Source organism: Solibacillus sp. NPDC093137 (assembly GCF_050280445.1).
GTDB lineage: Bacteria > Bacillota > Bacilli > Bacillales_A > Planococcaceae > Solibacillus > Solibacillus isronensis_B.
This window is the reverse complement of record NZ_JBNNVH010000001.1, coordinates 2,153,054-2,168,059: the sequence shown is the minus strand read 5'-3', so window position 1 is coordinate 2,168,059 and position 15,006 is coordinate 2,153,054. Positions and strand designations below refer to the sequence as shown.

The window sequence follows — 15,006 nt, the reverse complement described above, 5'->3', positions numbered from 1 at the left end:
AAGGGTATAAGTTAAAATATTGTTATATAATTTAAGCTCTGTGGAGAATTCTCCACAGAGCTTTTTATACATATAAATAATTAGAGTATGTTGATTTGTAATAAACAAGGAAAAATTATACAATATTCCCTATGGAGGGATGTACATGCATTTTTTTAACCAATTAAAAGTGAATGGGTGTTTGCTAGAAGTACAAGGTTATTTTCAGTCAAAAATGAATGTCCTGGAAATTCAGTGTAAAGAAGTATTGCCGCTGTTTAGAAATTGGAAATATGAAGAAGTGCTTGTTGAAGAATTTGCTTTAATCGATAATGATCAGACGGTTTATTCAGATAGCTCTCCTTTGGTTATAGCAGAAGTTTGTCATAATCAAATAAAGTTATTACATATATAAAACTATCAACTTAAATATTGGGGGAGTTACATATGAAAGTTCATACTAAATTTCTAGCATCTGCAACAGCAGCTGTTCTAGCAGCAACGGCTGTCGTTCCTGCAGCTAGTGCGGCTTCTTTTTCGGACATTAAAGGCAGTGGTCATGAGAATGCGATTACTTCACTATCGGAGCAGGGCATTATCGGAGGATATCCGGATGGAACATTCAAACCGAATCAAAACCTGACGCGTTCAGATGTTGTAAAACTGTTAGGGAAATATTTAGTTTCATTAGGTCATGAAGTTCCGAAAGATTATAAAACGAAAATGCGTTTTACAGATTTAACGGCGAAATCTCAGGATGAATTGTTGCAGTATGCGGCATTAGTAAAGGATGTTGGAGTTTTCCAAGGGAGTAACGGGGCACTTATGCACCGTGATCAGTTACGCCGTGACCAGATGGCGACTGTTTTAGTGCGCGCATTTAAAGTCATTAATGATTTTGATTATGTAGAGGCAATGAAAGAAACTGACTATAAATCGAATATTAGTGATTTAAGCAGAACATCTACAGAACACCAGGAATCTATTGAAACGCTGGCTTACTATGCGGTAACAAAGCAAAAAACATTCAATCCGAAAGATCCGACAAAGAGGGGGCAATTCGCAACATTCCTTTATAATATGCTGCAAATTGAAGTACCTAAACCTGAACCGGAAAAGCCTGTTTTAACAGTAAAAAAAGTAGAAGTACAAGCAGCTGACAAACTGCGTGTTACGCTTTCTGATGATAAGGCGTATATTGTGACATTAAAAACACCATTAGTGGAAAATGTTGAAACTGAAGTTACTTTTGATGTTAATGAACAAACATTTACTACTAAAGTGAAGTTTGAAGTACCGGATTTGAAAATCGCTTCTATTACAAATCCAAATGGCGGGCAAGTTGCGATTACATTTAATCAGCCTGTAAAACTGGGTGCAGAGTTAAATACAGCAGCCATCAATAAACTTGTAGCGGTTACAGGTATCGATCGTCTTGGACAAGTACAACTGTCAAAAGGACAATTAAGTGAAGATAAGCGCACTTTGACGGTGACAATTAATGCAACTACCGGGCTTGAAGGACGCTACCGAGTCGTAGTTGACGGTATTGAATCTGCAACATCGAAAAAGCTTGTTAAGTATGATGATATTGCAACTTTCATCCCTGATAAAACATCACCGGGAGTTTTGAAAGTAGAAAGCGTTTCGGCTACTAAAGTAAAAGTAATTTTTACAGAACCCGTTACAAATCCGATTGGAGTAACTCAATTTAAACTTGCAGATGGTTCGGTTGTTTCAGGTGTACAAGGGACAATTGAAAAAAATGCGACAGAAGTTATTTATGATTTATCCGCTGCTACAGCTCGTGGACAAGTATTGGCACCAGGCACAGCTATTACAATTACATTTGGAACAATCATTGATATTTCGAACAATCTTTCCTCACCGAACCCCTTAACAACTTTCGTTACGAAAGGGAATAAGGATGGGGTTGTACCAACGTTAACAAATGTTACGCAACTTGGTGCAAAAAAGTTCAAATTAACATTTTCTGAGGAAGTTCGTGCAATTGTACCCGCAGATATTACGATTGCTCAAAATACGTACTCACCAGGAATTACGAGTGTTGTGAAAGATAAAGATGATGCTAATTCCTATATTGTGGCAACGAATGGTTCTTTAAATGGCTATACTACAATATCGACAACGCCTGGACGTTATATTACCGATGTTTCCGGGGAAGTGAATGTATTTTCAACTGCGTATAACTTTGTAGCGGATACGACAATTCCATCTGTTGTTAGTACAAATGTTGTAAAAGATAAAGGGATCGAGTATTTAGAGTTTACATTTGACCGTAATGTAGAAGCGGCGGCATTTGCTCAGGTGTCGCTGACAGGCAACTATATTTTAAATGGGTATACGTATCCGTTAGAAAAATCCTTAGTCGGACAGCTTGAAAAATCAACGACGAACGACAAAACAGTCCGTGTTCGTTTAAGCAATTTAACTGGCTCTGGCGTGACAACTACTTCGGGCTACACATATTCAGTGGGTGCTACATTCACTGGAGTTACGAGTGAATATGGACAAGCGGTAAACCCGGCCTACCAAGTGAATTTTGTGCGTGGTTCGGATTATGCGCAAAATGAAGAAAAGCTTTCCGTTTTAAGTGTGGAAACTTCATATAATGCTAGACAGAGCACGGTGATTGACAATAAAACAATTGTCGTTACATTCTCTACACATGTGGACGGTAATACGGCATCGAACCTGCAAAACTATACTTTGGACGGTTTGACAATTCAACAAGCAGTTGTTAAACATAATGAACCGTACAAAGTATATTTAACGATTAAGGAAGACATTGCCCAATCACGCGGTACGAATTTAACAATCAGCAATTTACGGGCATTAAATTCAGTCGTAACAATGGAGCCTAAAACAGAACTGGTCTTTTTAAATGAAAATATCGCACCGCAATATGTGTATCACAATATTACAGGTACCGATACGATTACCCTTTCATTTAATGAAGCAGTTAAAAATGCTTTGAATCATTCGTTTGAGGTTAAAGTGGGCGATTTAGCTGTGCCGATTTCACAAGTTTATTCGACTACTAACGAGCAGGTGGCAATTCGACTAGCCCAACCGTTAAAATCAAACCAAGTTGTTACAATTACACAAACGGCCACTTCAACGGTAAGTGACTATGCAAATAATAAGTTAGTCCTATCACCGATTCAATTTACCGTTCCTACGAATATTAACTACTAATTTTTGGAGCATATCTATTTCGATAGATATGCTTTTTTATATATTTATAATACTTTTTAGTCATTTTAACTAAATTATGTTTATATTCAAATAATTAGTGGAAATGCAAAGGTTGTAAGCAAGTTTGAAGAAGAGGCAATATATTTAATTGTTTTACAAACTAGGAGGTTAATAAAGATGCAGAAAAAGTATAAGAAGTTTTTGACGACGGCAGCTACTGCGACATTAGTAGCTTCAGCAATTGTTCCGGCGGCAAGTGCGGCCAGTTTTTCGGACACAGCAGGAAATACTCATGAGCGTGCAATTGATTCACTTGTAAGCCAAGGCATCATTTCAGGATATCCGGATGGCACATTTAAACCAAATCGTACATTGACACGTTCGGATGTTGTAAAACTATTAGGTAAATACTTAGTGTCACAAGGTTATAAAATTCCTTCAGATTATAAAACAAATATGCGCTTTTCAGACTTGCGCAGCACATCACAGGACGAGCTATTGCAATACGCGGCATTAGTAAAAGACAACGGTGTATTTAACGGAAGTAACGGAAACCTGTTACCGGCCGATCCGATTACACGTGAAAATATGGCGGTTGTTTTAGTGCGCGCTTATACGAATATTAATAATTTTGACTTCCTAGGACATGTTATGGATCAAGATTTTAATGAGGATGTCATTGATTATAATAGGGCAAAGGCAGAGGCACGTTCAGCAATTAGAGTATTAGATTTCTACAATGTAACAGGTGTACCGAACTTCAATCCGAAAGGTAACACAACACGTGGACAGTTCTCTTCATTCCTGTACAAATTGCTACAAGTGGAAGTACCGGGTGAAGGGTTGAAAGCGATTGAAGTCGTTGACGCTACAACATTAAAAGTTACACTTACGGACAATACGGAACATACAGTAAAATTGGATACTCCTCTGGAAGCCGGTAAAGAAACACCGGTTAAGTTTACGATTAACGGTAAGCAGTATGCAACTTCTGTAACATATAATGTTGTGTTAACAGTTAAATCAGCAGAAGCTACTGCAGCAAATAAATTGAAAGTCACATTAAGCGACAACTCCGAACATGAAGTTACTTTAGAAAATAATCTTCCTGAAAATGAGGAAACAACTGTTGAATTTAAAATTGACGGTAAAGATTATTCAGCGAAAGTAACGTATGTGGTTACAGAAGTGAAAGTCGCATCGGTGAAGGCACTGAATGGTGGACAAATTGAAGTGAAATTCAATCAAAGAGTAGATTTGCCTGCCAGCTTAACATCTGCACAATTGGCAAACTATGTAACGGTTTCGGCTGTAGACAATAGTGCCGTTACTCTTTCGAGAGGGCAGTTAAGTGAAGATGGCCGTACATTGACAATCTCTACAAACGGTTCGGCAGCTTTAACAGGACGCTATCTTGTAAAAGTAAACAATGTAAAAAATACAGCCGGTACAACGGTTACTCCATATGATGACATCGTCAATTTTGGTACGGATACAGTGGCACCAACGTTAATAAGTACAGTAAACCGAGATGCGAAAACAGTTCGCGTTACGTTCTCAGAGCCTTTGCGCGCATTTAGTAACAGCAGTATTACATTCAGACTTGCCAACGGTACGAATGTAACAGGTATTACTGGAGAAATCGCTGCGGGTGCTACGTATGCAGACTTTGATTTATCAAATGCGATGGTAAATGGTCAGCCATTAGCCGCAAATACACAAGTGACTGCCTCATTTGCAGGACTGCGTGATATTGCCGGAAACTTCAGTACACCAAACCCGTTAACGACAAGCTTTGCAATGGGCGGGGCTGATGGAGTTAAACCAACGCTAACAAGCATTTCACAAACAGGCCCGAAAACATTCAGGCTGACATTCTCAGAACGAATTCAAAAACCGGCAATCGGTGATCTGGAGTTACGTTTAGGGAATTCGGCAAATGCGATTACGGCAATTGATGCAGTACCTGGGGATGATCGTTCATTTATTGTAACTGCTACAAATGATTTAACCGGTGTATATAATATTGGCACAGCAGCGGGCAAAACAATTACAGATATTTCAGGTGAAACGAATACCTTTGCGACTACTCATTCGTTTACGCTTGATATAGCTGCACCTGAAGTAGCGACAACTTCTGTAACACGAGAAGGTAATTTCGAGTATTTAAATATTACACTAAACAAACCAGTGGATTTAGTGAATGCATCTCGTGTAACCGCTTCCGGCACATATGTAAAAGGCGGAGTTACACATTCATTCAACGGAACAGCAACAGCGCCAGAGTATAGAGAAAACGGCAATCGTGCTGTAGTGCGTGTAAAACTGGACGATTTACTCGGTACAGGTGATGCGGATAATGCAACGTACAATGTGACATTATCATTCACAGAAGTAGATAGTGCATATGGCGTAAATACGGCAAATAAATTAGTCACTTTCCAACGTACATCGGATTATTCAAACAATGAAAATGTATTGAATACGCCGACAGTTACAACTTCAGTGACAGATTCAACGTTAACGAACAACCAAGTACGATTGAAGTTTAACCATGTGTTGGATGCAACAACAGCAGCTAATGCAAGCAATTATTCTATTCCAAATGCAAAGATTGCAAATGCGCAAGTTCTGAATAATGCATTGGATACGGTTATTCTGACACTATCGCCAAATGAAACAACGACAACTGGACCGCGTGAATTAACGATTAGAAATGTGAAAGCGAAAGATTCAATTGCAGATCAGCCGAACATAACAACTGAAGTCAATTTGAATGAAAATATTCGCCCGGTATTAAATTCCGCTGCATTTACATCAGCAAACCAAATTGAGCTTACTTTTAGCGAGAATGTAAGCGGTCTTGATACAGATTCATTTTTAATTGTAAATGCTGCAGGAGCAACGGTCGGAATTGCATCAGTAGCAGGATCGACGTCAGGCAATATTGTAAAGGTTACTTTGTCTGCAAATCAAGATGTAGGTACGACCGTTACGATTACCCCAGGTGCAGGAATTGAGGATGTAGTTGATGAAGCAGGCAATGCGGTAGTCGATACATTCACTTTAACTCCAACATTAAGAACGAATTAGGTTGCAGGTTTAAGGGCATACATGTTTGATTGCATGTATGCCTTTTTATGATGATTTAGTCTTCTAATAAATAGACGCCGTATGGGCTTAGATATAGTTGAACTTACAACCGAAATACATGAAAATGCTAATATCGCTATCGGAAGTTCTAATAAAGGGTAGAAATCAGCGAATATGTTCAATAATCTTTCTAATAAAATTGGTTAAGGTTAATGAGATGCCTACTGTAAGTTCTCATCTACACAAAACTAAAACTATTGTATAATTATGCTAACTAGTTTTAGAGGAAGGGTTGAAATAAATGAATAAGTTTTTCTATGGCTCAATTCTTACTGCGGTACTTGTTATTATTTCGAGTGTTATAATAAGTGGCCATTCAGTACAGGCATCTACAAATCCATTTACCGACGTAAAAGAAACGAATTCACATGCAAACGCAATAGTTTCTTTATATAATGAAGGCATTATTTCAGGCGTAACGAGTCAAACTTACGAGCCAGGTAAATCGGCTACACGTGGGGACGCGGCATTATATTTAGCGAATGCATTAAATCTGCAAAATAGTACAGCACCCAATCCAGGTTTTAAGGACGTTCCAACATCAAGCAAATATTACAAGGCCATCTCTGCATTAAATAAAGCGGGCATTGTAAACGGCTATGGCAATGAATTCCGTCCTGACGCAACATTGACTCGTTCTCAGTTAGCAAAAATGTTATCGATCGGCTTTGAGTTGGAACAATCTACTACTACAAAGACGAAATTTACCGATGTCAATAAGTTAACGGATACTGCAACGAAGAAATACATCCAGACATTAGTAGATTACGGAATTACAAAAGGTACGACTGCTACAACATTCAGCCCGAATATGAAATTAACACGCGCCCAGTTAGCAACATTTTTATATAATGCTATCGAAGCGACTTCAGATGACTTTATTGTTATTGGAGTAGAATAAGGAAGCGTTTTGACGAATGCACTTGAGTTTGAATAAGCTCAAGTGTATTTTTATGGGGAAATTTAGAGATTAAAATATTGAGATAGAGGGCAGAGAAGAAATGGAAAGTTCTTATGCAAAAGGAGAAAGTTTGTGCTTGAAAGTGGCCCCCGTAAAAGATATTAGCCGGTTGCCGTCAGAAAGTAGAACCTTTGTTGAGAAATGTGGAACAAATCATGTGGAAAGTAGAACCACCATGGTTAAAAGTAGAACAAATCACTCTAAAAGTAGAACCTAAATACAGAAAAGTAGAAAGCCCCCGCCGGAAAGTAGAACCTTTTTGTCGAAATGTAGAATCATGACGCGCAAAAGTAGAACTGCCTCCCCCGACACTAGAACCCCGACACCCCAATAAAGAAATACCTACTAAAGGAAGCGAGAATTACCATCGCTTCACAACAAGTAGCGTGCTACACTTAATTTGATTGCTATTATTCTATTAAATATTGTACATTTCAGTGAAATATATGGCGATATTCGGTATAATTTATACGTTATTGAAATAAAAGGAGGGAATCTGTCGAATGTTGAAAATAAAATCAGCACTGTTAGCCTCGCTACTATTTTTATCCACAGCGCTACCAACCGCAACGTATGCAAATGTACAAGGCACAGTTGAAGCTGAAAATCCAACAGCACAAAATTCAACCACTACTATGACTCCAACTACGGATTCCGGTAATATTCCAGTAGTTCAAGAGGAAACGGTTACAGATGAAAAGGAAGCGGAATCTACTTCTGCTGATGAAAAAGCTGAACAAACAACAACTACACCTGCTCAGCAAGAACCACAAACAGAAACATCTTCGGAAAAAGAGGAATCAGTAGAGCAAGAGCAAGAGTCTCCGGCACAAACTGAACAGCCTGCAACAGATTCAGAACAAAACGAGTCATCAGAGGAGCCAGCTAATCAGCCGCAAACAGGTGAAAAGTTAACGGTTAAGCAGAAGCTTGCGGATGTACCTGATAGTTTCTGGGCTAAAAATGAAGTAATGCAGCTTGTAGAAATGGGCGTTATCGGTGGTTATCCGGATGCACAATTCCGTCCAAATTTAAATATTAACCGTGGTCAGGCAGCAAACCTGTTTAAAGGGGCATTAAAGCTTCCAGATGGTAAGTATCAGAACAAGTTTTCAGATGTAAGTACGAAATCAAGCTTTTTACAAGGTGTATTTTCTACATATGAAGCTGGTATTTTTGGTGGTAAACCAGACGGACGTTTCGGTGTAGCGGATGCGTTAACACGTGAACAGATGGCAACGACTTTAGTGCGTGCATTTGATTTGAAAGATACAGGTAAAGAACTGACGTTTAAAGACTGGAACAAAATCAGTGAATCACATCGCGAAAATGTTAAAATTTTAGCACAGCACGGAATTACAACAGGGCGTGAAGACGGTACTTACGATCCGAAAGCAACAGTTAACCGTGTTACGTTCTCGGTCATGCTTCACCGTGCATTAGTTGCAACAAATCAAATTGCAAAAAACGAATATAAAGTGCAAGCAGCGGAAGTATCCAGTAATTTTAAAAACAATCGTGAAGAAATGAACTTTGCACAAGTAACATCGGATGCAAACCCGTTATATCTTCGTTCAACAGCTACGATTGTATTTAAAGGAACAACGACTGAAACTTACGGTGTTGCAAAGGATACAGTTTATAATTATGCTGTCGGAAACCAAGGGGCAACTGTAAAAGTAACGGTTCGTTCATTGGAAAACGGCGATGACTTTGTATTTACAACATTGACGAACAAGGGAAAATCAAAGCTGACTGTGGATTTATTCCATAAAGCGACAAATGTAACGAATTACCGTTTGTACCGCTATGATCGTTTCCCAATCGAAAAAAATTCAGCCGATGTATTTGGCTTTGACTCGTCATCATACCCGACTGGATTATTACGCATTATGGAGAATGAAAAGCTGGCGACAGATCGTATGGTCGGACAAGCATATCGTTCAAAACAATTAACTCAAAGCTATAAAGATACTGGCGGAACAAGTTATATGCGTGATTTGGAATCCGAGTATGAAGCGTATTCACAAGCATGGCTTGGCGAAGATTTATTCAGCTACTATACGCTAGTTTCTAATGGGAACGACATTGTTGATACTTGGTATATGGATTCAAATGAGCGTTTATTTAAAACAGATGAAAATATGAATGGCTGGATGCTTGAAACTGCGCTTAACTATAAGAAGCGTAACAACTGGTACACAGCAGAAGGTCCATACAATAAAATGGCGACAACTACAGAGCCAATGCCGAAATCTTACCAAGGGTTCGGGCGTAATCTATTGTTGGTAAAAGAAGACCGTGCACTTGTATTATTAAAAGAACAGGGCGACCGTTATTTTGCAAACTTAGTGAAAAACTCGTTCATTAACTTGAATAAGTTCAAAGGCGACGCGACTTACTGGAAGACAGAAGTAACGAGTACGTATTTGAAAAACTTATTTGGCATTACTGCACCGTTTATCGACACACGCTTCAATGAGCAGATTGCGTTATTCTACTATAATTCCGGAGCAGAGTTTAATATGCCGAACTATAAAGAGCCATTACGTAATTATGCGGATCTTTTAGCATCACGTAAACAGGCGGGGCATGTAATTAATGTTGCTAAAGACGCTTATTATATTTCAGATTATTTCCCAGTGAATCAGCAGGTGACAACACATGCATCAATGAACCATGTACTTGGTGGGATGAATGTATTATTATTGGCATATAAAGAATTCCAGGATCCTAAATATTTAGAAGCGGCCAAATCGATTAGCCGTGCATTGCAAATTGAAAAGAACAAGTGGATCCGTTCAAACGGAGATATTTGGTACCGTGTGAATCCAAAAGGTGAATTTGCCGGTGACGATTATCAGCACTTAACGCTTGAAGACTTGATCAACTCTTATAAAAACTGGAAAGATGTAGATCCATCACAATTACCGGTGTTTGAAGAGATGCTGATTTCAAAAGCGAATTATTTATCGAAAAACCGTTTAGGTCACACATACAAAATTAAAAATGGTCTTGAAGAAATCGGCATGTCCGAGTATTTACCGGAAGGCAAATTATATACAGACGCATTGTAATAAAAAATCACTCTATTCTTTATTGGATAGAGTGATTTTTTTTGAGGAAGTGGCGAATAAATATAAAAAATGTCAATTAAATATGGAATTGCCGATTATCTCATGTAAAGTGTCGATTATTTGATATTGAATGACTAAAATACTAATAAGCTCACAACGTTGACTAATATGAATAGATAATTGGCGTATAAATGTTGTCAGTTACGGATTTTGTAACTTTACAATGCATTTTGAAGAATAAGGATTTCCTTTAGGCGAAATAAGTATGTAAAGTGCCGAATATTCATTGGGCTCATTTACCCTAAATCCTTTTCCTTATATATCAACTAACAAACTGTGAGAATATGCCGATAATTAACCTAGGATTACGAACCATTTTTAAGCATGACCCGTGAAGGAAGGGATAAAACGATGAAGAAAAACTTGAAGGTTGGTTTGATGGCAGGACTCTTGATCACTCCGGCAATCGTCGCGCAGGCTGGAGAGGCAGAAGCGAGTGAAACACCGACTCCGTTTAATGTCGTAGCTTCAGTTACTGCAGAAGGATTATTGAACAGCTTTAAAGCTGCCAATGAAGAGTCCACAATTGCGACATTAACTCAGGAAAGAACAATTTACGATACATATAAAGATGATGAAACATTTGCGGATATCATGCCGCTGATAAATGCTAAACTGAAATATTTAGAAAAATACATGCAACTTAAGCAAGATGCAGCACAAGTAAAAATTTTAATTTCAAAGTTAACGAATACAAATAAAAACTTAGTTGCAGACAGACAAGTAGCACTTGAGGCACTTGAAAATCTAAATGTAAATTTGGAGAATGCCGGCAGTGAGTTAAGCAGTGCTGTAAACGGTAATGCAGGTACCTTCTTGGAAACATTACTGTATTACGATGCAAAAGATCAAACGGATTTCATTAATAAACACGTGACAGCGGCATCTTTAAGTCATCTGCAATCTTTTGAAGACCAAACGACAGCCATTGAGCAGTTTATTGAAAATTACATTAGTCCGGTCACGACATTAACCGCTCAGGAGTCATTTAGTAAGGAAAGCTTTATTAGCGCTGTGGCTAACGCACGTACTGCATTTAATGACATAACAGATCTTGCCTTTAAAAATGTATTGAAAGTTCAACTAGTAGAAAGTAATGCAGGGATTGAACAATTTATAAAAAATGCAGAAGCTGATATTAAAAAGGCACAAACGGTTGAAGATAAAATTAGAGATTTAGTTGGTAACCCACCAACTGCAACAACATTTAATTCAAAAGTAAATGCACTTGTTAAAGAATATGGACAATTAACAGCTCTTCAAAAAAATCTGGTACCAAACGCGGATGAATTAAAACCATATGAAAATGTATTAAACGTAGTAAATGAAATTACGAGAATTTCTAAGTTACCAGCAAATACTGAAGAATTCCGTGAAGAGGCAGAAAATGTAGAGAAACTATATAATGCCCTCGATCCTTTGGATACACGATTAGTAGTGAATTATGACAAATTACTAGAAATGCAAGCGGCAATTGAAAATGCAAAAAAAGTTGAAACAGAAATAGTAAAGATTGATTCAGCAAAATATGAAGAGAAAAGCTCAATCGTTGCAGATGCAAGAGCAGCGTACAATGCATTACCAACAACTGAGCGCAAATATGTTTTAAAAGAATTATTGGATCTCCTTACATCATGGGAAAAATCAACTGCAACTGCTGCAACGATCAATAAACAAATCGACGCGATCAAAACAGATGTATTTGCGAATCTGGATGATAAAAAGCTGACGGATACGAAAAAGCGCTCAACTACCACTTCATTTATTACAAAGGTGCGTACTGCGGAATCTTCGTATGCCAAAATTGAAGAGCGGGAGCTTGTTCATAATCGTGCTCGTCTAGAAGCTTTAATACCGATAACAAAAATTGCCGATCAAGTAGTGAATTTAAACGTCACGAGTACTACTTATGCAGAGGATTTAGTATCAGCGGAAAATAAGTTAAACGAATGGAATTCATTAAAAGAAGTGATTCCTCCAAATGAAGCAGCAAATGTCGAAAAGCTTCATCAATTTTTAACGTCCTATTTGCAATTACAAAAAGAGGAACAATCTAGCGCGGCAAAATTGGATGCTGATATTCTTATCTTTCAAAATGATGAATTAGTTGATTTGCAGCAAATTGATGCAGCTCGTGAAAAATATAATTCATTATCTGCAAACGGCAAGCGGTTAGTAAAAAATATTAAAGTATTAACAGAAATCGAAAAGGCGAACAAGGCAGTATTAAATACAATTCAGGCAATCAGCAAGATAGATGTAATGGCAAAAGATTTTACACGTAAAACGACGGCAGCTGAAACTTCTTTTAATAAACTGGCAGAGCCTATGCAAGGGCTTGTTTACAATAGAGATAAACTAGTTGAACTGTTGCCGTTCGCAAAGCTGATGCTGCAAATTGATGCAATTCGCCCAACGGCAGCTGAGTTCAAAGTTAGCCTTTCAACTCTACAAAATGATTTTGAAAAAATATTAAAGGATTATACTGCACCTGTAGAACCAATTACGGATTTAGAAAATATTCAATTAAGGCTTTTTACCGAATACGGGAAAAAATTAACGGACTATGAAGTGATTGTTTCAGATTCTTTTTCAATGGAAAGCCGAATTGATGCACTGCAAACGAAATCCGGTGAAGCATTCATCACCGATTTAGCGGAAGTATCGGCAGCTTACAAAAAATTGGATTCAGCAACAAAACGCAATGTCGGGAACTCAAAAGTTTTAACGGGGCTTGAACGGGACTACAAAGCATCATTGAAAGTAATCGATCTTATTGAAAAACTGCCTGTTCATACAGACCGTAATTACCCTTCAAAAGTATCTGCAGCTCAAAAAGCGTATGAACGGCTAACCGATAAGCAAAAGCAAGATGTTTATAACTATGGCTCGAAGCTGGACAATATTTTAAAAGTAGCGGATTTAATCAATCGTATTGAAAAACTGCGTGTCGGTTCAAAAACATATGAAGCGGATGTCACGGTAATTCGTGCGGAATATGCAGCATTGACTGGTGCGGAACAAGAACTCGTGCATAATATTACGAAACTTTCAGCTGCAGAACAAGGTGTTTCCGATGCCAAGCAAGTAATTGCACTCATTGATGCAGCGGTTCCTATGACAGAGAATTATATCCAAAAACTAGTCGATGCGCGAAACAGCTATGATAGTCTGGCTAAATCAGATCAGCGTTTAGTAACGAACTACAAAGACTTAACGACTCGTGAGCGTGGTGTAAAACCGGTACTAAAATTGGATAGTGATATATTAGCGTTGGATCCATCGAATGCACGTACTTTTATTTCGAAATTTAAATCGGCTGAAAAAGCATATGAAAAACTAACGATGTCTGAACGTTCACTGCTCATCAACAGCGAAAAGTTATTAGGAGATCTTACGACAATTTATAATGTAGTAAATGCAATCAATTCAATTAAGCCATCGAGCAAAACGTTTGTAGAAGAGACGGCGGCAGCGAGAGCATTATATAACGAACTGCCGGATGAGTTAGCGGTACAAGTGTCTAATTTACCGACATTGCAGGAACATGAACTGAATGTGGAAGGCGGCGCAAAGGTAGATGCGATGATTCGTGCATTAAATGCAGCACCGTCAAATGAATTTATCACCAAAATAAAAGAAGCGCGTGAAGCCTATAAATCGTTAAGCTCGGCCAACAAAAAAGGTGTTACACTCGAATTTGAATTAAAAGAGCAGGAAAAGTACATTAAACCAATCGAAGCGGCAATTAAAGCAATTGATGGCTTAAGCGATCCAAGAAATGATTTGAGCCGTCAATTTAATACAGTCAATAATGCTTTGAAAAAATTGGATGATAAACAAAAAGAGTATGTAACAAATATGGACCAATATTCGAACTTGTCCAATGTAATCCATGTCTATACACTGATTGCAGGGTTAAAGCCAAGCGACAAGTACTATCAAGGAAATATGGAAGCCGCAAAGCTGGCATATGACAAATTGTCGGAAGAGGAAAAACTGAAGGTTACAAACTATTACAAGTTACAGCAGGCTGTACTCGATGTAACGGAAGTCCAAAAGGTAACGTCAATCATTGCCTCATTGAATTCTTCTTCAAGCAATTTTGTTACAGATGTTACGAATGCATTGTCTGCATATAAAGCACTTCCTTCCGGTTCTAAGCGCCAAGTACTGAACTACTCGGTACTTCAGCAAGCCGAAAAAGATTTAAAAGCGGCGGAACGTGTCATGAAGCAAATAGAGGATTTGGATTCATCTTTAAGAACGTTTGCTTCAAGAGCGAAGTCTGCGAAAGCTGCTTACGAACGCCTGACTATCAACCAAAAGACTTTAGTGAAAAACTACAATAAACTGCAGGCTGCTATTTTTGAATTAGGCTTGTAATTTTATTGAAAATACTATAATTTAATTACTGTACCCCAAAAGGTAGAATGGAAAGTCTGCCTTTTGGGGTATTTTTTAGTGTAAACTAAGATTAAAGAGAGACGCCTAATTATAGAATATAAAAAAGATTTCTGTCGAATTTGGCATAAAATTTCTATTTCGTGGCTTTTA

Annotated in this window: 6 protein-coding genes; all 6 read left to right on the top strand. The window is 38.0% G+C overall.

Annotated elements, in window-relative coordinates; genetic code table 11:
• Positions 1–145: 145 nt before the first annotated feature.
• Positions 146–394 (top strand): hypothetical protein, encoded by a 249-nt coding sequence (locus tag ACQKN3_RS10880; RefSeq protein ID WP_427711324.1) that lies wholly within the window; start codon positions 146–148, stop codon positions 392–394.
• 32 nt (positions 395–426) lie between these two features.
• Complete coding sequence (locus ACQKN3_RS10875; RefSeq protein ID WP_427711323.1) at positions 427–3,198, top strand: S-layer homology domain-containing protein; 2,772 nt, start codon at positions 427–429, stop codon at positions 3,196–3,198.
• 177 nt (positions 3,199–3,375) lie between these two features.
• Positions 3,376–6,291: an S-layer homology domain-containing protein gene (locus ACQKN3_RS10870; RefSeq protein WP_427711321.1), complete on the top strand. Its 2,916-nt coding sequence runs from the start codon at positions 3,376–3,378 to the stop codon at positions 6,289–6,291.
• Between the two features lie 301 nt (positions 6,292–6,592).
• Positions 6,593–7,252: an S-layer homology domain-containing protein gene (locus ACQKN3_RS10865; RefSeq protein WP_427711319.1), complete on the top strand. Its 660-nt coding sequence runs from the start codon at positions 6,593–6,595 to the stop codon at positions 7,250–7,252.
• Between the two features lie 563 nt (positions 7,253–7,815).
• Complete coding sequence (locus ACQKN3_RS10860) at positions 7,816–10,389, top strand: S-layer homology domain-containing protein (RefSeq protein ID WP_427711317.1); 2,574 nt, start codon at positions 7,816–7,818, stop codon at positions 10,387–10,389.
• Positions 10,390–10,800: 411 nt separating this feature from the next.
• Positions 10,801–14,835: a hypothetical protein gene (locus ACQKN3_RS10855; protein ID WP_427711315.1), complete on the top strand. Its 4,035-nt coding sequence runs from the start codon at positions 10,801–10,803 to the stop codon at positions 14,833–14,835.
• Positions 14,836–15,006 lie beyond the last annotated feature (171 nt).

Coding starts and splice junctions, on each gene's coding strand:
- ACQKN3_RS10880 (WP_427711324.1), top strand. CDS start 146: ATGCATTTTTTTAACCAATTAAAAGTGAATGGGTGTTTGCTAGAAGTA.
- ACQKN3_RS10875 (WP_427711323.1), top strand. CDS start 427: ATGAAAGTTCATACTAAATTTCTAGCATCTGCAACAGCAGCTGTTCTA.
- ACQKN3_RS10870 (WP_427711321.1), top strand. CDS start 3,376: ATGCAGAAAAAGTATAAGAAGTTTTTGACGACGGCAGCTACTGCGACA.
- ACQKN3_RS10865 (WP_427711319.1), top strand. CDS start 6,593: ATGAATAAGTTTTTCTATGGCTCAATTCTTACTGCGGTACTTGTTATT.
- ACQKN3_RS10860 (WP_427711317.1), top strand. CDS start 7,816: ATGTTGAAAATAAAATCAGCACTGTTAGCCTCGCTACTATTTTTATCC.
- ACQKN3_RS10855 (WP_427711315.1), top strand. CDS start 10,801: ATGAAGAAAAACTTGAAGGTTGGTTTGATGGCAGGACTCTTGATCACT.